Here is an 18,986-nt window from a genome sequence, read left to right on the forward strand (position 1 = left end):
GCTTCGCATCAGAAGCAACGCGCCCCTCCGGAAACGCTTTAGGAAGCGTTTCCGGAGGGGCGCGTTGCTTTGCGGCTATTGTTTAGAAGGTGTAGCGGGCACCCAGCTGAACCGAGTACGGGGTGCCGTTTTTCTGGGTTACGCCCACGTTTTCGTTCACCCGGTAGCTATACTGCCGGGTTGTGGGGTTGAAACCCGAGGGCGTCAGCAGGGTCTGGTTGCCCAGGTTGTAGTTGCCGCCCCAGTTCCGGCGCGAAGTTGCTTCGTTGCCTTTCAGCATCACCCCGTCGAGGGCTTGCCCAAGCAGGTTAGCGAAATTGAATACATCGACACTCACCTCCAGCTTCTGAGTACCGAACGTTTTAAACGCTTTGGCCAACCGCACATCAAACGTACCAGAGAACGGGTTTTCGCCCCCATTCCGATTCGAGATGGTACCCAGACTGTTGCGAATAAACGAAGCGGCCCGATTATCAGGGTTATCGAGTACCCGTTGCATCGACGTCCGAATGCCCTGGGCCACCTCAGGGTTACTCGGGTCGAACACAAACGCCAGGTCGTTGTCGTTGCCGGGGCCTCCCACAAAGTCGCCGTTGATATCGCCGTCCACGACCAGCGAGTAGCGGGTTCCGCCCAGGCCCGTAAACCGAACACTGAGCACCACCCCACCCACCGAGGGCGTCGACCCGAAGGCTACGATCTTGTGCCGGAACTGGTTGTCGGAGTAATTGATCTCATCGAGGCTGCGCGGGTCACTCTTGATGGGCCGGAATGTAGAGGTATTGGCCACGTTGCCGTTGTACGAGGTGTTGTCTCTGGCATCGTTCCAGGTGTAGCTAAACGCCAGCGAGCCATTGCGGGGCAAGCGCACCTCCCCGTCGAACACAAAGGTTAGGGTTTGCAGCCTCGCTCCGTTGGTCAGCATGAGCGTGCGACCCACGGCCTGCGTTTTCCGGCCCAGTACATTGTTTGTTTGTCCGCTGTTGGTCGCAATCGTGTTGGCGGGTACAAACACCGCCCGGTTAGCTTCGTTACTCAACCGGAAATAGGGCTGATCAACAAGGTTCTGGTCGATGTACACGTAGTTGTTCACCGTGCGGGCATACAGCAGGTTGGCCCCTAACCGCACCCGATCGCCGAAAAACCGGCTGTACGACAGGTTGGCCTTGTAAATAGTGGGCACCTGAAACTTTGGGTCGTTGAGGTTGATAGTCGACACGTAGCTGGCACCAGCGGGTACGCCCGGTGCGGTGCCCGGATCGTTACGGTAGGCCACAAAATCGGGGCGGGGTACCAGATTGGGCTGGCTCGCGTTGGCCGGGCGCGTCACATCAATCGACGCTACTTTGGTACCGCTATTCTGGATGTTATTGACCTGTGCGTAGTTGATCACGTAGGCCGAGAAAGCCCCCGCCCCGAACCGGATCACATCCCGATTTTTACCGCCGGGGTTCCACGTCAGCTGTAAACGGGGCTGAATATTGTTCCAGTCGGTCGGGTTGGCGTCGGTACGCAGGCCCAGCTCCCGATCAACTACGGGGTTGTAATCGCCCTTGGTCAGATAACTGGTGAGGTCCCAGCGGAGGCCAGCCTGCACGGCCACATCCGGGTGGGGGTTAAACTGCATCTGCCCGAACAACGATGCGTTGAGTACGTACTGCTGCACCGAGGGCACTCCGTTGATAGGCACCTCGCGGGCATACCGCGACGGGTTCAGATCGTTGAACTCCTGCAGATTATTGAAGATAAACCGGCCGTTCTGCTCGTTGGAAATGTACGTATCGAGGTAAGTAAGGGTGTTATCTGTGCCGAAGGTGAAATTGTAGCGACCTTTGTTCCAGTACAACGTATTGACCAGTTGTATCTGGTTTTCGAGGTTGCGCTCGGGCGTAAACCGCTGCCCGCCAAACTGCACCGATGTGTTGCTGGTGCGCCCGTTGGGCAACAACGACCGCACCGTAACAATAGCCCGCGGAATATTGGCCGAGGGCAACAGGCTGTTGGGCTCGTAATTGCGGGTAGCGTGCTGGTATTGCAGCTTCAACTCGTTCACGAGGGTCGGTTTGATGGTCGAGCGGAGCGATACCAGCGTACTGTTTTCCAATGACTTGAAACCACCATACACCTCAAACAGGTTGATAGCCGAGTTGTCGTTGTTGCTGTTGGGGTTGTTCCAGTTACTGAAATTGTTCCGCAGCGTGAGCGTGTTTCTAGCGTTGATCTGCCAGTCGAGCCGGGTAAATACCGTATTGGCTACCGTTTGGCGGTTAAACTCCCCAACCTGCTGGGTCTGGCTCAATCCGTATTTCTGCCGGGCAATGGTAATCACGCTGTCCAGCACGGCCTTGCTGATGCCCAATGCATTAGCGTCGGCATCGCTCCGAATATCGGCAATGTAAAACGGGGCCGACTCGGTCTGCCGGTCGAGAGCAACAAAATAATGCAGCTTGTCTTTGATGATAGGCCCACCGAGGCTGAACCCATACTGAAACCGGCTAAAGTCGACCGTGCGCACGTTGCCCCGCATATCGCGCGGACTGGCCAACCCGTCGGCGTTGTAGTATGTAAAAGCTGTACCCGTCACCTTGTTGGTACCCGACTTGGTTACGGCACTCACCGTACCGCCCCCCTGCCGCCCTTTGGTGACGTCGTACTCATTGGCAACGATTTCAAACTCCCGGATGGCTTCGAGCGAGAGCGAAAACGGCCCGCTACCCAACTGCCCGCTGGTGAGGTTGTTGCGGGCACTGGCCCCGTCGATCAGGTAGTTGGTCGAGGAAGCCAGCTGCCCCCCGATACTGATGCCATTGCTCAGGGGCGACAGGGCCAGCAGGTTGGTAAAGCTTCGGTTGAATACGGGCAACCGGGCAATGTTACCCGCCGTAATGGCAGTGGAGGCCCCCAACCGATCCACGCGGCTTTTGAGGCCCGTTTCGGTTACGATTACCTCCTGTAGATCCTGGTTGGTTTCGATCATGGCGGTGTTAATCGTGACCAGATCACCCTGATTCATCTGGTAACCCGTACGCACAACCTGCGCAAACCCCACGAACGTGAACGTGACGGTGTACGGCCCGCCCAATGGCAACTGTTTGATGGTAAACCGGCCATCGACCCCGGTCTGAGTGCCAGTCTGGAAACCGGTCGATTCATTTTTCACCGAAACGGTGGCACCGGGCAACACGGACCCGGCCGCATCTTTCACAATACCCGCAATGGTGGCATCGGTAGCCTGCCCCCAAACGGATGTAGTCAGAAAAAGCAGCCCGACCAGTACGGAGGCTACGTACTTCATTAACAAGGAGTTGTTTCTCATAAAATGCAATGACTGTATAGCAAGTCATCGCAAAACTCCCCTCTGCCCCCGGTTCGGGCATGTTAAAAATTAACAATCCCAAAACTCTTAACGAATTGGTTAAACACCCCCGCCCGCAGCGCCCGAAACGTAGCATTGGCATAACATTGTACACACATTCGGGTAACAAACACGGGCATCAGCGCCGGATAACCTGCTTGAGTTTTTTCGAGACCGTTTGCCGGGTGGCCCCCACCAAATCGGCCATTTCCTGATGCGACAGCAGTTCGAAGGGCAGGTGTAGCCCGTGGTCGGCATCACGCACGGGTGTGCCGTACTGCCGGGACAGATGCAGCAGGCGATTTTCGACGGTTTCGCGGGCGCGCTGCAACAGCCTCACCTCGGCCTTGTACCATCGGCGTACCACGGCCTGCCCAAACCATTCGGCCACCACCGGGTCGTGAACGGTACGGTGACGAAACACCGAGCGATCTACCGCCAGCACCACCGCACTCGTAGCGGCCTGGGCAAACTCGAAAAACTCTACCTCGTCGAGGTAATCCAGATCCCCGAACGTCTCGCCCGGTTGAAGCACATCGTACACCACCCGCTCACCCTGCGGGCCCAGGCTACCCGTTTTTACCACGCCCCGCTCAATGAGGTAGATAAGGGGCTGGTTGTCGCCCACCTTGTAGACGTACTCCCCCCGCTCCACCCGACAGCGAGTGCAGGCATCGGGTACTTGATCCAGGAAGTAATCCGAAATAGACGCCAAAGTCATGTAGCTGCTCCCCTTTGTTCTGTGTTAACAAATTTTGAAAAGTATATAAAAAAGGCCGGGTCGTTTTAATATTGCCAGAATTACAAAACTACTTTGCTTTCATGAAGAACCTGTTCACACTCGGCCTGCTCGGGTGCGTTTTTGCTACCGGCTGCCGGACTACCACGCCCAACACCTCGGCGTCAGGTGGACAACAGCCCGTTTCGGTCATTGCGTTTGGTTCGTGCAGCGACCAGAAACGCCCCCAACCCCTCTGGGACGATATTCTGGCCCAAAAGCCGAACGTCTGGATTTGGTTGGGCGACAACATCTACGGCGATTCGGAAAACCTTGATACACTGCGCAATAAGTATGCCCGGCAGAAGAGTAACCCGGTTTACACCCAGTTGCGGCAGTCGACCTCGGTTATTGGCGTTTGGGACGATCACGACTATGGCGTTAATGACGGCGGCAAAGAGTACCCACGCCGGCGCGAGAGCCAGCAGCTGATGCTCGATTTCTTCGATGTGCCCGCCAACAGTCCCCGGCGTACTCAGGAAGGCGCGTACTCGGTTCACACGTACGGACCCAGGGGGCAGCGCGTGAAGGTGATTCTGCTCGACGGCCGGTACTTCCGCGATCCGCTCAGGAAAGAGGGTCGCAATAACGTCCCCGACCCTACAGGCGATATTCTGGGCGAGACTCAGTGGAAATGGCTCGAAACCCAACTGACCAACTCCGATGCCGAGGTGCACATTATTGGCTGTGGGATTCAGTTTATCGCCGACGAGCACCCTTACGAGAAGTGGGCCAATTTCCCCACCGCCCGTCAGCGCCTGTTCGATCTGCTGGGTAAAACCAAACCCAAAGGAGCCATACTGATCAGTGGCGACCGGCACATTGCTGAGGTAGCCAAAGTGAGCATTCCGGGGCTCGGGTATGACCTGTACGACATCACCAGCAGCGGCCTCACCCACGTATCGAAGCCACACGTAGAACCCAACCGCCACCGCGTAGGCGAGATGGTAGCCAAACTGAACTACGGCCACATTACGGTCAACTGGGGCCAGAAACCCCTGTCGGCTACGGTACGCATCAAAGGCGATGCCGACAGCACGCACCTGACCCAGACGATTCGGTTCTAGAAGTTTATTGTTTTTGGTTTTTGGTTTATCGTTTTTGGTTGGATGGCTGTTCGGGGTATTAGCCCACACTCCAGCTCAGCCAAAAACGATAAACCAAAAACAATAAACCGCTAAAACCAACTCATCCGAACAAAACGGCATTTCTGGAGGCCCTTCTGGCAACTCAGGCGGGTTTGAAATGGCCCTGCGCAACGGACAAGACAATTTTGGAGCAACAGCAAACAACGCTGACGCAACAAATACCTGTCTCTGCCCGTGAAAACACTATGCTACTCCCTCCTGTCGGTATGGCTATGCCTGAGCGCCTGCCGCACCGAACCCAACCCCGTTGTGGAGCCCGATCAGACGGGCGAAATCACCGATTTGGGTGAACCCGATGGGCCATCCCTCACCCAAACGGTTGGTCCCGAAGGTGGCAATCTCGCTACCCCCGATGGGCGCGTGCGGCTCTTGATTCCGGCCGGGGCGGTGGACAAACCAACCGCGATTTCGATTCAACCCATCACCAACAACACCCCCAACGGCGTAGGGCAAGCCTATCGATTTTTACCCGACGGACTTCAGTTCAGGAAACCGGCCACCCTCACCCTTGCCTACATAGAATCAGACGTAGCCAACAGCGCCCCCGAAGCCCTCGGCATTGCCTACCAGCGCACCAACCAAGTGTGGTATGCCGTACCCGGCAAACAGATGAACCCGCAGAAGCAGGAAATTTCGGTGCCTATGCCCCACTTCAGCGACTGGAGTCTGTTTGAGAGTTTCCATCTGGTGAGTGTCTCGGGCGGAGACGATATATTTCTGGACTTCGGTGAGTCGATGACGCTGGAAGTTGTTGAGATAGCCCCGCTGACGGGCAAAACCGAAGAACCGCTCGTGATCAAAACCGGGGGTTCAGGCCCTAAATGGTCGCTTATTGGCGAGGGCGTATTACGGCCTGATGGCTACACCGCCACCTACACCGCCCCTCGCACCGAACCCAGACAAAACCCCGTGACGCTATCGGTTGAACTGACGTTTGGCAACAGCCCGGCCAAAATGATTTTGTTGCGGCAAGTGCACATCGGACGGGGGTACGTAAAGGTCAAATTTTTAGGAAAAGAGCGCGTGTACAACCTGGGTGTGTACCTCAACGACGAAGAACCCGAGTACTCAGCCGTTGTGGGCGGCAACGCTACCGAGATGCTAAGCATCAATTTCGCCAATGGCACCGAAGGCAACGTACTCCGGTTCAACAATGTAAGCGAAGCAGGCAAATGCCGGGTTGTGTTTGCATTCAATGGCGGCACCCAGTACGACTCGGGTCACCACAACTGCAACGGTCAGGACGTGTACGCCATCGGGCAGGTTGTATTTGAAACCTACAAACCGGGCCAATACGTAAAAGGAAGACTCTCAGGCAACCTGATTGAGTATTCGCCTACTTGTACCGCCAATGGCCCACCCATCAGCGCCGAGTTTTTTGTGCGGGCCATGAAGTAAGCAAGGCCTACCGACAGGGTACCCACAACGGAGTTAGTGCTATCAACTAACCCCGCCTTTTTGTAAATTTGGCCTTTGCAAATCTGCGAAAACAGACCAGTTAACTTCATCGCATGAAACTCGCATCAACCCTGTTAGCACTGACCATTGCCATGACGGGCTTCACTCTCCCGGCCGACCCGCCGACTACAAACCCGTTTTTTAGCGCCTACAATACGCCGTTTGGCGTTCCCCCTTTCGATCAGATCAAGCCTGAGCATTTCGAGCCAGCCATCGACGAGGGTATCCGGCAGCAAACCGCCGAAATCACGGCCATCACGAGCCAGAAAGCAGCCCCCACCTTTGCCAATACGGTAGAGGCTCTGGAAGCCAGCGGAGAGTTGCTCCGGCGGGTCAATACGGTATTAGGGAACCTCAACGGAGCCAACACCAACGATCAGCTCCAGAAAATTGCCCAGACCGTAGCGCCCAAACTGGCCAAGCATTCCGACGACATTATGCTCAACCCCGTGCTGTTTGGCCGGGTGAAAGCCGTGTACGAAAGCCGGAACAAGCTCAAGCTATCGGGCGATGCCGGGCGACTGCTCGAAAAAATGTACAAAAACTTTGTGCGGAGCGGGGCTGCCCTGCCCGCCGACAAGCAGGAGCGCCTGCGTAAAATCAACGGCGAGCTGTCGGTACTCACGCTCAAGTTTGGCCAGAACCTGCTGGGCGAAAACAACTCGTACACCCTCGTCATCGACAAAGCCGACGACCTCAAGGGCTTGCCCGAATCAGTGGTTGCGGCTGCCGCCGACGATGCCAAAAAGCGCAAGCTCGACAACAAATGGGTGTTTACGTTGCAGAACCCGAGCATCATGCCGTTTTTGCAGTATGCCGACAACCGGGCTCTGCGCGAGAAAATCTTCCGGGCGTATCTGGAACGCGGCAACCACAACGACACCCGCGACAACAAGGCCATCATGGCCAACATGGTAGCCTTGCGGGCCGAAAAAGCGCAGCTGCTCGGCTACGAAAACCACGCGGCCTACGTGCTCGAAGAGAGCATGGCCCAAACACCCGCCAAAGTAGCCGAACTCCTCAACCAGCTCTGGACAGCCACCGTACCCGTGACTAAGCAGGAGGCCGCCGACCTTCAGGCTATGATGGACAAAGACCCATCCGTCGGGAAAGGCCAGAAACTGGCGGGTTGGGACTGGCGCTACTATGCCGAGAAGCTGCGGAAAGAGAAGTACGCCCTCGACGAAGAAGAACTCCGCCCCTACTTCTCGCTCGAAGGGGTGCGCGAGGGGATCTTCACCCTCACCAACCGGCTCTATGGCCTGCGGTTTGAGCGCCTTACCAACGTGCCCCTCTACCACGAAGAAGCCACGGTGTACGAGGTCAAAGAAGCCGACGGCAAACACATCGGCCTTATTTACATGGATTTCCACCCACGGGCGAGCAAGCGCGGTGGTGCCTGGATGACCAGCTACCGGCGTCAGGAGATCGAAAACGGCAAGAAAATCACGCCTGTAGTTTCGATTGTCTGCAACTTCTCTAAACCAACCGGCAGCGCCCCTGCCCTGCTTACGCTCGACGAAGTGAGCACGTTCTTCCACGAGTTTGGCCACGCCCTGCACGGTCTGCTGTCCAATGTTCGTTACGGAAGCCAGTCGGGCACCTCGGTACCGCGTGACTTTGTGGAGCTGCCCTCACAGATCATGGAGAACTGGGCCGTAGAGCCCGAAATGCTCAAACTCTTCGCGAAGCACTACAAAACCGGCGAGGTGATTCCCGACGCGCTGGTGGAGAAAATCAAGCGGAGCAGCCTGTTTAACCAGGGGTTTGCCACGAGCGAATACCTGGCGGCTTCGTTGCTCGATATGGCCTACCATACCCTGAAACCGGGGCAGACACCTACCGACGTGCTGGCGTTTGAGAAACAGGCGATGGACAAAATCGGGCTGATCGACCAGATTCCGCCCCGCTACCGGAGCACCTACTTCCAGCATATTTTTGCGGGGGGCTACTCAGCGGGCTACTACAGCTACATCTGGTCGGCGGTGCTCGATGCCGACGCCTTCGAGGTGTTCAAGCAGAAAGGCCTGTTTGATCAGAAATCGGCGCAGTCGTTCCGGAAAAACGTGCTGGAGCGGGGTGGCACCGAAGACCCCATGGCCCTGTACCGTAAGTTCCGGGGTGCCGAGCCCGACATTAAGCCCCTGCTGCGTCGGCGCGGGTTGCTGAAGGAGATATAACCTAAAGCCTAAACCTGCAAGGTCTTTGCGACCTTGCAGGTTTTTTTATCCCATTCAAACCTGTAAGGTCTCTTTTATCCCATTCAAACCTGCAAGGTCGCAAAGACCTTGCAGGTTTTTTTTAACCCAGCCTCATGCTACACCTGCTCTGGACGCTTCTGAACATCGCGGTGTTTATCCTTTTCCTCATTACCTGCTTTCGGGCAACCAAACTTCTGCGACAGGAGTTGGGGCTGGCAACAACGCTGTTTCTGGTTTTCGGGATTCTCTCGTTTGTTTCGCGGTCAACCGATAGCCCGACGGCCGGTCGGGGTGCGCTCAAAAACACGGCTCAAACGTGGGTGTTTAACCCCGTCGACAGCCTGCAACAGGGTACTATACGGATGGTAGACATCAACCTGGAACAAACGCCCCTGCTGACGTACGGGCTAAGCATTCGGTACGGGTCAACCCCCACCGCCAACCGCCCGATTGACGCATACTCTACGTTGACCGGATTCGTCGGCGGCATAAAATGGCACCCCGCCGATGTGTCGGTCGTGGAGGCCCGCAAAGGGCAACTTCGGTACACAGTCATGGGCACCGTCGAGTGGCAGTTGCTGAACACCACCCTCTATACTGAGCCGAAACAGTACGAGGGAACCGTTTCGGTGCCCTAACTCAAGGCCGGGCCGCGACTTACGGCCGGGCCACGATTACGGCCGGGCCGCTTCGAGCCGGTACACCGGGTAGCGGTTGAAAGTCTTTTCGAAATAGGGCGTCTGCCGATAAATAAACTCCAGCTGTGCGTTGGCATTTTCGGCAAAGGCTTTGTCGGCGGCCCGTTTTTCGGTCAGCTTCTGCCGCAGGACCGGGTCGGTACGGAGCAACTCGGCGGCCGTGTCTTCAAAAATGTAATCCGAGAAATATTCTTTCTGATCGAGGATGCTATCGAAGAAATTCCAGGCAAAAAACGAATCGGCGGCCTGCGGCTCCAGCGTCTCAATCAGATAGCGATTGGTGGGGCCATTGGCCGGAATGAGGTAATCGCCCATGTAAAAAGGCAGCGTCACGGTTTCAGTCCGAACCTTCACGCCCGTGTGCAGATAGTGCCCCTCGTAGGGCCGGGGGCTTGTTTTGTACTCATCCAGGTAATAGGCCGACACCTGCATGAGCGTATCGCGGGTGAGCCGCTGCACAGGCACGCCGTTGCGCCGGAGCAGGGTAACCACCTCCTGCCAGCCCTGCGGAATGAGGTAGGCCTGCGGGCGGGTCAGCCGAAGGTCGGGCACGAAGGTGTTCAGATACGGAATCCGTTTGGTAAACGGCCGGGTACGGTCGTAATAAAGCCGTTGTAGTCCCGACACCTCGCTCGGTTTGTAACCGGCTTCGTACCCCAAAAACGTCACCGAATCGACCCGGTTCCGGTCGAGTCTGTAATTCAAATCAAAGGTTGTCTGGCGGCTCACGGCGGCATCGGCCCGTTGTTTATTGGCCAAAATCGTCCGGGCATCGCGCTCGCACAGGCGCAAAACGGCCTCATCGAAGGCATAACTCCCCTTGACCCGCGCCGGGTAGTCTTTCCACATATGCGTTTCGAGCGTAAACCCGAAGCAGTTGAACAGGGCCGCGTAACCGGTTGAGTACCGGGGCGAATCGTTGAAGCCAAGCAACCCGCTTTCGGGGGTGTCTTTGGGATGATTTACGTAGGGAGCCGTCGGGAAACCAGCACCGGCCAGCATCCGGTCGAGGTCGGGCTGGAAGGTCCGGGTCATGTACCCCGACACGTCGGGGTGAAGCTTGTCTTTCTGGGTAGCGAAATACGTAACAACGTACTGATAATCGGCCCCATTGCTGGTGTGATTATCGACGAACACTTGCGGTTTGAGCCGTTGAAACATGGCCTGAAACGCCCGCGTGTTCTCGGCATCGGCCTTGATAAAATCGCGGTTGAGGTTCAGGTTACGGGCGTTGCCCCGGAAACCGTACAGCTCAGGGCCATTCTGATTCACTCGCGACAGCCCCCGGTTGAGTGCCCCGTCGACGTTGAGCACCGGCACAATAGCCACCAGTACATGTTTGGGCAGCTTATTGGCCAGCAGCAGATCGCGGGCCAGCATCATGCAGGCATCAATCCCCTCCGGCTCGCCGGGGTGAATACCGTTGTTGATAAGCAGAGTGACGCGGTCGGGACGGGCCGTAAATACCTTATCGGCCGCCAGCAGAAACAGGTGCAGGGGCTTTCCCACGTCGGTTTTACCAATTTCGATTAGTTTGGCCTGCTCAAACTGCCGGTCGAGCCGCCCGTAGTAGTCGATGATTTCGGCGTAGGTAGCCGTTTGGCGGCCGCCACTCCGTTCGTAGGGTGTAATGAGTTGGGAGGTTTGCTGCGCCCAACCAGCCGTTGCCAACAGCATGGACAACAGAAAAATGAGGATATTCAGGGTAGCGTGTTTCACGCCCCTAAGTTAGCCACCAGAGATGTCATCTCGTTTCGGAGAGATGACATCTCTCTTCTAAAACAGCAGGCGACAATCTGAGCGAAAATGCCCGTAACGCCCTTAAAACCACTTTTTACATTTCGTTAACAACGTTTTACAGCCGCTTGACGCCCTCTTGCCGACGGGCCATTTAGATTTGTTTCGAACCAAACGGACAAATCGAATGACAACTGCACGACACCTTTTCACCCTCCTGATGGTGAGCCTTTGGGGCACCATGACCCTTGCCCAAACACCCCATGCCTGCTCGGCCGCGTTTGTGGGCGACAAAATGGTGGTTGACCAATACACCCCTACGGGTAAATGCACCCTCGCGACCTCGGCCACCGGCGAACTGACGGTGCAGACCGTCGAGCTATCGGCCACATCGTCGCGAGCCCTCGAACCGATTGACTTTAAAGTAGCCATCCGCGACAAAGCTACCGGAACCCTGCGCCTGTTTGCCGACAAGCCGTTTCGGCGGGTGCCTGTTCAGCAGGTGCTGGCACACTGTTCCAAAGGCGACCGGATTGTGTTGCTGACCCTCGACGCACGCTATGCTCTTCCCCACAACGAAATCCTTATCCAATAAAACCATGACAAAGCACTCAACCCGATTTGGCACCCTTTTGCTAGCTCTCTGCTTACTAACGAACCTTAGCCGGGCGCAACGCACCCCGGTGGTGGCCCACATCAACGGCCACCCCATTGACTTAAGCCTGTTCTCGCTCAGCAGCCGGGGCGTTTTGGCCTTGTATGAGCTTGGTTCTGAATCAAAAAAGCGACAACCGATTCCGTTTAAAGCGTATCTTCGTCGGGGCGACACAGACATCCTGCCCAGGTCGGGAGCCGAGTCGGGGCAGCAGTACGCGTTGCCGCTAAACGAATTACTGCCGCTGGCCCGCTACGGAGATTTGCTGATTCTCGAACCAACCCAGCCCAAATACACGGCCGGAGGCCGAAACGGGTCGGGCAAGCAGGTGATTCCGCTGAAACCGTTTAATTTTTTCAGGTTTGCCCTCGTCAAAAACGACGGCTGCTAACGATTGTATGAAACAGACACGCCTTTTCGGTTTACTGGCACTGGGGCCCGCTTTACTGCTGGCAGGCTGGTTTACGATTCGGTCGGTGGAGGCTACCCCCTCCGCCGACCGGAACCGGGCCGATGCGGTCAATCTGGCCCTCCGCCGAACGGCCCATCACCTGCTGCGCCACGCTGGCGACTCCACCTCGCGCATTGCGCCCGTAAGCCAGCCCGACGCGCAAACCTTCCGGCTGACGCTGTCCCGCTCGTTCAACTACGATCAGCTGCCCCGGTTATTGCAGGCCTCGTTTGAGCAGTACCAGATCCGGGGCACGTACGACGTAGCCGTTCTCGATTGTGCCACCCAGACTCTGCAACTCGGCTACACAGCCAGCGACCTCCTCACCCAGGAAACAGTGCCCTGTAGCGGCCGCGATCAGCAGGCTGGTTGCTCTACCCTACAGATTACGTTTCGCGAAACGCCCCCGGCAACCTCCCCGGCCGCCATCGGATGGGGGCTCGCCAGTCTGGCTTTACTCATGGGCTTTGTGTACACGGCCTGGCCCCGCCCTAACGCCCAACCCATGCCCACCTCCGAGGCTGCAACCCAGCCCCAGGCCCCGGCGGGCCTCACCATCGGTTCGGTATATTTCGATCCCAACAACCAAACCGTACGGATTGGCGAGGTAAGCCATACGCTTACCTACCGGGAGGCCAAACTGCTCCGGCTCTTTGCCGAACACCCCAACGAACTGCTCACCCGCGAGGCCATTCTGGGTGCCGTTTGGGAAGATGAGGGCGTCACGGTAGGCCGCAGCGTCGATGTGTTTGTGTCGCGGCTACGGAAACTACTCCAGCCCGACCCGACGCTGAAACTGGTGGCGGTGCACGGTGTTGGTTACCGACTTACCGTAGCGAATTGGTAGAAAGACGTACGAGGTTTGCTTTATCAGGGCAACGCAATACCCCGTTTGTTAACCATGAAGTTGCTCCTGCCCCGGCTCACCCTGAGCCTGCTGCTTACCACCGGACTGCCCGCTGTTTTGCTGGCCCAGAAAAAAACACCCCCTAAAGCCAACGACAGCACCACGCCCCTGCACGCGCTGCAACCCGACTACCCGGTGCCGTACGATGCCCCCAAACCGGCGCAGGTGAAGGCAGTACTCGACCGGGTCTTTGCGTATCTGGATGCCAACACGCCCGCCCAACTAATCGACAAAACAACCGAGAAACCCATTACCGACCTGAGTCGGCTGACCGACGCTTCGGTACGGGCCAACGCTATTATTAAACCCGGTGATTTTCGACTGACCAGCTACGAATGGGGCGTTACCTACGCCGGCATGCTGCTGGCGGGTGAGGCCACCGGCGACCCGCGCTACACCCAATACACCCACTCACGGCTTCAGTTTCTGACAAGCCTGCGCACGCCGTTTCTGGCTCAGGCCCAAACTGAAGGGGCTCCGCTTGACCGTTCGCTCCGTCAGATGCTGGCTCCCCACGCCCTCGACGATGCCGGTGCTATGTGCGCGGCTCTGATCAAAGCCAGCCGTGCGGGCGGAGTAGGTACTGAGCAAGCCCGACCGAGCGCGGCCCGACCCCAGATTGATGCCTACATGGATTACATCATGAACAAGGAGTTTCGGCTCGCCGACGGAACACTGGCCCGTAACCGGCCTCTGCCCCGCACCCTCTGGCTCGATGACCTGTTTATGAGTGTGCCCGCCATCGCGCAGATGGGGAAACTCACCGGTGAGACCCGCTATTACGACGAAGCCGTGAAGCAGGTGACGTTGTTCTCCGGGCGTATGTTTAACCCCCAGAAAGGCCTGTACATGCACGGTTGGGTTGAGGGCATGAGTGCTCACCCCGAATTTCACTGGGCACGGGCCAACGGCTGGGCTATTCTGACCAAAATTGAACTGCTCGATGTATTGCCCGAAAACCACCCCGGCCGGGCGGCCCTGCTCGATTTGCTGCGGGCGCACGTACGGGGCCTCACGGCCCAACAGTCGGGCTCGGGATTCTGGCATCAACTCCTCGACCGGCACGACTCGTACCTCGAAACGTCGGCTACGGCCATTTACGCCTACTGCTTGGCCCGGGCCATCAACCGGGGCTGGATCGACGCCCGGGCGTATTCACCAGCCGCCCTGCTTGCCTGGAATGCGGTAGCCACCAAAGTAAACGCACAAGGTCAGGTAGAAGGCACCTGCGTGGGTACGGGTATGGCGTTCGATCCAGCGTTCTATTACCACCGTCCCATCAATGTGTACGCGGCCCACGGTTACGGCCCCGTATTGCTGGCCGGTGCCGAAGTAATCAATCTGCTCAAAAACCAGTCGTTTATCATTAACGACAGCGCGCTGATGATGAAATAAACGAATAACTACCCCTGTCCAAATACGTGCCCAGTCGATGTTGGACATTAGACGTTAGATCTCCCTCTATAAAGATAGTAAGTCTAACGTCTGGTGTCTGAAGTCCAAATGTCCAGTAATGATTGTGCATTATTCATTGTACATTCTCTTATCTCAAATCCTGTTTATACCATGCGACTTCTTACCGCTCTGACCTTATTTGCCGCTCTGCTGACCTTGAGCCTCACCCGACCGACCCTCCGCAAAGAGCCCGTGGGCGTTGGTACCAAAGCTCCAAACGGAGCCGAGGTGTTTTTCGACGGCACCCGCGCTATGCTCGACCAGAAATGGACCTACTGGGCAGGCCCCCGGCTGGCGGCTACCTTGCCCATCAAGTGGTTTTTGCAGCCTAACCCCACCAACCCGGCTGAGCAGGTACTCAATACCAACGACCCGGCCGGGGCCGGTGGCAAGTACGGTGCCGCCGATATTGTCACGAAAAAAGAGTTTCGGGACGCCCGTATTCACGTCGAATTTCTGATTCCCGAAAAAGGTGGCAACAGCGGGGTGTACCTGCAAAACCGGTACGAAATTCAGGTGCTCGACGGCGATACCACCAGCCACGGCATGGCGGCTGTCATCAACGAGTCGCCCTCGCCCTACTACGCCTACAATGGAATCGGCAAATGGAATGCGTACGACATTACGTTCCGGGCGGCCCGGTTTAGCGGGGGCAAACGCGTGGAGCCCGCTATGGTCACCCTCTATTTCAACGGCAAAAAGGTGCACGTAAACCGCCCAATTCAGCAAGTGTGGGGTGGCCCCAACTCCGGTATCGACGGGGGGAATGACGGCGGCAAAGGCATCACCGACACGCCGGGTGGCCTCAAGCTACAAGCCGAAGGGCACAATGTACTCTACCGCAACATCTGGATTAAACCGCTGGACCTGAAGAAAGCCGACACTGATTTTTAGCACGGCAGATACACCACGAAGGTGGCTCCTTCGTCCATCGTACTGAAGGCCGTAATGGCCCCGCCGTGGTTATCGACCACTTTTTGCACAATAGCCAGCCCAATACCCGTGCCGGGGTACTGGAGTTTGCTGTGCAACCGCTGGAATACCTGAAAAATACGTTCCCGGTACCGCTCGTCGAACCCGATTCCGTTGTCGGATACGGTAATCATGTGGTACCGGGACGCTTTCCGTACGGGGCTGACATCAGCGGGTAGCTCGGCGGCCATCACCGTCTGTGCCCGAATGGAGATGATCGGCTGGGCTTCTGGCTTACGGAATTTGAGCGCGTTAGATATAAGATTCTGAAACAACTGCCGAAGCTGCGATTCTTCGCCCCGCACCGTAGGCAGGTCGGCAAACTGAATGGATGCGTGGGTTTCACTAATCGGTACATCCAGATCTTCAAGTACCAGACTCACTACATTATTCAGGGCAACAGGGCCCATAGGCATTGTCTGAGTTGACAGACGCGAGTATTCGAGCAGATCACGGATAAGCGTCGACATACGCATGGCCGACGCTTGCATCCGGGTGATAATATCGGACCCCTCCCCCAGCAACGGCGCATAGTTCAGCTTCAGTACGTCGCCGAATGCCTGAATTTTGCGCAGGGGCTCCTGAAGGTCGTGCGAAGCTACGTAGGCAAACTGCTGAAGATTGTCGTTGGAGCGTTGCAAATCGGCAACAGATCCTTCGAGTTGCTGTTGCAGACGTTTGAGAGTGGTATAGTCGACCAGCGTCACCAGCACATCGTCGCCCATTTTGGTGCTGATGATATCGAACCAGAGGCTCATTTCGCCGTCCTCATAGTTAAAATCGAAGTGCAGGGTTTCGGCCGTGCGGTAGGTGTGGCAATACTGCGCAAACAAGCCCTGGTTTTTGTAGTCGGGAAACCACTCACTGGCAAGGGCTCCCACCATGTCTTCAGGCTCAAGCTTCATATAACCCGCAATTTGCCGGTTGGCCCGCCGGATACGGAAATCAACCAGCTCACCCTGCTCATTTTTGACAGGCTCGTACAGAATAATTCCCGTTTGCGACGAGTTGATGATGGTTTGGAGTTTCATTGCCGACTGCTCCACAATGCGCGTCGCCCGTTTCAGGGCCGACACATCAGAAAAGGTTACCACAAACCCATCGCCCAGCTTATGCGCCGAAATGGTGAGCCAAAAATCAAGCCCATCGTAATTGTAGTACACTTCGGTATGATACGGCTCGCCGGTTTCGGTGGTGTGTACATAGCCATCAAATAAGCCCGAATCAGCATTGCCCGGAAATACCCGCAGTAAGGTTCGTCCAATTACGCTCGACGGAGCCCGCCCGGTTACGTTTGTACTGGCCTGATTCGCCATCAGGAACCTGAAATCAACAATTTTATTTCCATCCTCAGGCGAGCGAATGGCCTCGAAAGCCATAATGCCGTTATCGGAGCTATCGAGAATACTATTGAGCAAACCCGCCTGCTCACGGTTACGACTCAACTGCCATTCGAGAGTCTGTTGGGTCTTTTTGAGGGCCGTAATGTCGGTGAATGTCACCAGTACCTCGTCGTCCTGCCGAGTGCACTGCACATTGAACCAAACATCGAAACCGTCGAGGTTGTAGTTGGTTTCGAAGCGTGCGTTTTCACCCGTATGATAGGTATGTCGGTAGCGCTCCATCAGAGCCGGCTCCCGGATGATATTCGCCCACCGTTCTACGAGCGCCTGCCGAAGGGTTTCGGGTTGTTGCCCCACAAAAGCCTCGGTAAGCCGGTTGGACCGGGTAAACTGAAAATCGATTACCTCACCCGCTTCATTGCATACTGGCTTGAGGACCAGAATCCCCGTTTGCGACGAGTCGATAATGCGCTGTAAATAGGTATTGGTTTCTTCGAGGGCTTTTTTATACTGGCGGGCCTCGGTACTATTAGAGAACGTGAGTACCAGTCCGTTACCGTGTCGAACAGCGGCCACCTCAAACCATCCCTGCAACTGTTCATCGCTGTAGTACGACTCTACCCGGCGCGGCTGCCCGTCGGTGTACGTAGCGCAAAACTGTCTGAAGAATCCATCGGCCCGGTACTGCGGGAACACTTCACTATGAAGCCGCCCGATGGCTTCAGCCGGTGTAACATGCGTCATCACACTCAGCGCCGGATTGGCGGCCAAAATCCGAAAGTCAGTAATACGGTCTTCGGCAAAGACGGGTTCGAGCAACATGACGCCCTGCGTTGTCCCCTCGATCATGGTCTGGCTCCAACTGCCCGGGTTTGCATCGACGGGTGTAGGCTTAATCAGGCACAGCACCCCGTCGGCCATCGGACGGTATTCTTCGGTCAGGTGCCCTTGTGTAATCTGGTAGGGTTGTCCTGTTTGCAGAACGCTCACCAACTGCCGAAAGTGAGCCTGTTGGGTGGCAGAGGGCGTCTCGCCGTGAAGCAGCATGGTGCCGGGCGAGAAAGCACCCAACGTATTGGGCAGTTTACCCGCTTCCTGGCCCACGAATCGGACCCGGAAGTTAATTGGTTCGCCGTGATTGTTGCGGATGCACTGCATCCAGACCGCGGCACCGGGCAGGGTGTCGAGAAGTTCAAAAAACTGACTCTCAGGAAGCTGAACCGACAGCATACAAATTTACATTCAACGGCTACGTACAAGGCGTTACGAGCGGGCAAGTTACAGTACGAGCGAGGTTATTCCTACCAAAACGAAAGATTAAGAGCACCGAATCGAGGCTTGATGAATACATTGTTTGTCAGTATTTTACCAGCGTCACTACCCTCGTGTACTACTTAATAACCACGCAAAGAAGACTTTCTCTTCCAAGTATCCCAAATTTACAATTCGTAAAAATAACTTAATCTTAGGGTGACGTGAGAAACCAACCGCATGTCTTACTTTTGTTATTATTTAATCTCTAATTCATTTCATGACAAAACATCTATTAACACGACCGCTGACCTGGCTGTGGCTTATGCTGCTGGCCTTGTCAGCACAAAGTGCCTGGGCACAGGTGAGTCTGACTTCAGGCAGCCTGACCTACACGCAGGACTTTAATAGTCTGTCTAGTTCTGCAAACATGACTTGGGCAAACAATTCAACCTTGCCCGGGTGGTATGCAGTGAACAGTACAGGAGCCCCATTGACCTCACTTAGTATCGGTACCGGTTCATCAAATGCAGGGGCATTTTTCAATTTTGGTTCCTCTGCTTCAACTGACCGGGCG

At 56.2% G+C, this 18,986-nt stretch carries 13 protein-coding genes; 9 read left to right on the forward strand and 4 right to left on the reverse strand.

All coding sequences use genetic code 11. The annotated features are described in order from the left end of the window. Window positions 1–82: 82 nt before the first annotated feature. Window positions 83–3,295: a TonB-dependent receptor gene (locus RUDLU_RS0107100; protein ID WP_019987668.1), complete on the reverse strand. Its 3,213-nt coding sequence runs from the start codon at window positions 3,293–3,295 to the stop codon at window positions 83–85. 199 nt (window positions 3,296–3,494) lie between these two features. Continuing rightward, window positions 3,495–4,076 carry a Crp/Fnr family transcriptional regulator gene (locus tag RUDLU_RS0107110; RefSeq protein WP_019987670.1) on the reverse strand — a complete coding sequence of 194 codons (582 nt, stop codon included), beginning with the start codon at window positions 4,074–4,076 and terminating at the stop codon, window positions 3,495–3,497. Window positions 4,077–4,177: 101 nt separating this feature from the next. Between RUDLU_RS0107110 and RUDLU_RS0107115 the strand changes: the two genes are divergently transcribed. From RUDLU_RS0107115 to RUDLU_RS0107130, 4 genes are all read left to right on the forward strand, one after another. Next, window positions 4,178–5,200 carry an alkaline phosphatase D family protein gene (locus RUDLU_RS0107115; protein WP_019987671.1) on the forward strand — a complete coding sequence of 341 codons (1,023 nt, stop codon included), beginning with the start codon at window positions 4,178–4,180 and terminating at the stop codon, window positions 5,198–5,200. A gap of 255 nt (window positions 5,201–5,455) precedes the next feature. Beyond that, the gene (locus RUDLU_RS0107120; protein ID WP_019987672.1) at window positions 5,456–6,679 is read left to right on the forward strand and encodes a hypothetical protein; all 1,224 of its coding nucleotides are present in this window, start codon (window positions 5,456–5,458) and stop codon (window positions 6,677–6,679) included. Window positions 6,680–6,792: 113 nt separating this feature from the next. Then, window positions 6,793–8,919, forward strand: a complete 2,127-nt coding sequence (locus tag RUDLU_RS0107125; RefSeq protein ID WP_019987673.1) for a M3 family metallopeptidase — start codon at window positions 6,793–6,795, stop codon at window positions 8,917–8,919. A 134-nt stretch (window positions 8,920–9,053) separates the two neighbouring features. After that, window positions 9,054–9,578 carry a hypothetical protein gene (locus tag RUDLU_RS0107130; protein WP_019987674.1) on the forward strand — a complete coding sequence of 175 codons (525 nt, stop codon included), beginning with the start codon at window positions 9,054–9,056 and terminating at the stop codon, window positions 9,576–9,578. Window positions 9,579–9,614: 36 nt separating this feature from the next. Here RUDLU_RS0107130 and RUDLU_RS0107135 read toward each other — a convergent pair whose 3' ends face one another. After that, window positions 9,615–11,315, reverse strand: a complete 1,701-nt coding sequence (locus RUDLU_RS0107135; RefSeq protein ID WP_044130028.1) for a M14 family metallopeptidase — start codon at window positions 11,313–11,315, stop codon at window positions 9,615–9,617. Between the two features lie 247 nt (window positions 11,316–11,562). Between RUDLU_RS0107135 and RUDLU_RS0107140 the strand changes: the two genes are divergently transcribed. From RUDLU_RS0107140 to RUDLU_RS0107160, 5 genes are all read left to right on the forward strand, one after another. Beyond that, a complete protein-coding gene (locus RUDLU_RS0107140) occupies window positions 11,563–11,970 on the forward strand; it encodes a hypothetical protein (RefSeq protein WP_019987676.1) in 408 nt (135 codons plus the stop codon). Between the two features lie 4 nt (window positions 11,971–11,974). Next, on the forward strand, window positions 11,975–12,421 hold the full coding sequence (locus RUDLU_RS0107145; RefSeq protein ID WP_019987677.1) for a hypothetical protein: 447 nt from the start codon (window positions 11,975–11,977) through the stop codon (window positions 12,419–12,421). 7 nt (window positions 12,422–12,428) lie between these two features. Then, window positions 12,429–13,328 carry a winged helix-turn-helix domain-containing protein gene (locus RUDLU_RS0107150; RefSeq protein ID WP_019987678.1) on the forward strand — a complete coding sequence of 300 codons (900 nt, stop codon included), beginning with the start codon at window positions 12,429–12,431 and terminating at the stop codon, window positions 13,326–13,328. Between the two features lie 54 nt (window positions 13,329–13,382). Further along, window positions 13,383–14,783 (forward strand): glycoside hydrolase family 88/105 protein, encoded by a 1,401-nt coding sequence (locus RUDLU_RS0107155; protein ID WP_019987679.1) that lies wholly within the window; start codon window positions 13,383–13,385, stop codon window positions 14,781–14,783. A 171-nt stretch (window positions 14,784–14,954) separates the two neighbouring features. Further along, the gene (locus tag RUDLU_RS0107160) at window positions 14,955–15,737 is read left to right on the forward strand and encodes a 3-keto-disaccharide hydrolase (protein WP_019987680.1); all 783 of its coding nucleotides are present in this window, start codon (window positions 14,955–14,957) and stop codon (window positions 15,735–15,737) included. Here RUDLU_RS0107160 and RUDLU_RS0107165 read toward each other — a convergent pair. Then, entirely contained in the window at window positions 15,734–18,388 is a 2,655-nt protein-coding gene (locus tag RUDLU_RS0107165) for a PAS domain-containing sensor histidine kinase (RefSeq protein WP_019987681.1), read from the reverse strand. The two genes, RUDLU_RS0107160 and RUDLU_RS0107165, sit on opposite strands and share 4 nt — an antisense overlap. Between the last annotated feature and the right edge of the window lie 598 nt (window positions 18,389–18,986).

This window comes from Rudanella lutea DSM 19387 (assembly GCF_000383955.1).
GTDB lineage: Bacteria > Bacteroidota > Bacteroidia > Cytophagales > Spirosomataceae > Rudanella > Rudanella lutea.

Coding starts and splice junctions, on each gene's coding strand:
- RUDLU_RS0107130 (WP_019987674.1), top strand. CDS start 9,054: ATGCTACACCTGCTCTGGACGCTTCTGAACATCGCGGTGTTTATCCTT.
- RUDLU_RS0107115 (WP_019987671.1), top strand. CDS start 4,178: ATGAAGAACCTGTTCACACTCGGCCTGCTCGGGTGCGTTTTTGCTACC.
- RUDLU_RS0107145 (WP_019987677.1), top strand. CDS start 11,975: ATGACAAAGCACTCAACCCGATTTGGCACCCTTTTGCTAGCTCTCTGC.
- RUDLU_RS0107100 (WP_019987668.1), bottom strand. CDS start 3,295: ATGAAGTACGTAGCCTCCGTACTGGTCGGGCTGCTTTTTCTGACTACA.
- RUDLU_RS0107155 (WP_019987679.1), top strand. CDS start 13,383: ATGAAGTTGCTCCTGCCCCGGCTCACCCTGAGCCTGCTGCTTACCACC.
- RUDLU_RS0107150 (WP_019987678.1), top strand. CDS start 12,429: ATGAAACAGACACGCCTTTTCGGTTTACTGGCACTGGGGCCCGCTTTA.
- RUDLU_RS0107110 (WP_019987670.1), bottom strand. CDS start 4,076: ATGACTTTGGCGTCTATTTCGGATTACTTCCTGGATCAAGTACCCGAT.
- RUDLU_RS0107125 (WP_019987673.1), top strand. CDS start 6,793: ATGAAACTCGCATCAACCCTGTTAGCACTGACCATTGCCATGACGGGC.
- RUDLU_RS0107165 (WP_019987681.1), bottom strand. CDS start 18,388: ATGCTGTCGGTTCAGCTTCCTGAGAGTCAGTTTTTTGAACTTCTCGAC.
- RUDLU_RS0107140 (WP_019987676.1), top strand. CDS start 11,563: ATGACAACTGCACGACACCTTTTCACCCTCCTGATGGTGAGCCTTTGG.
- RUDLU_RS0107135 (WP_044130028.1), bottom strand. CDS start 11,315: ATGCTGTTGGCAACGGCTGGTTGGGCGCAGCAAACCTCCCAACTCATT.
- RUDLU_RS0107160 (WP_019987680.1), top strand. CDS start 14,955: ATGCGACTTCTTACCGCTCTGACCTTATTTGCCGCTCTGCTGACCTTG.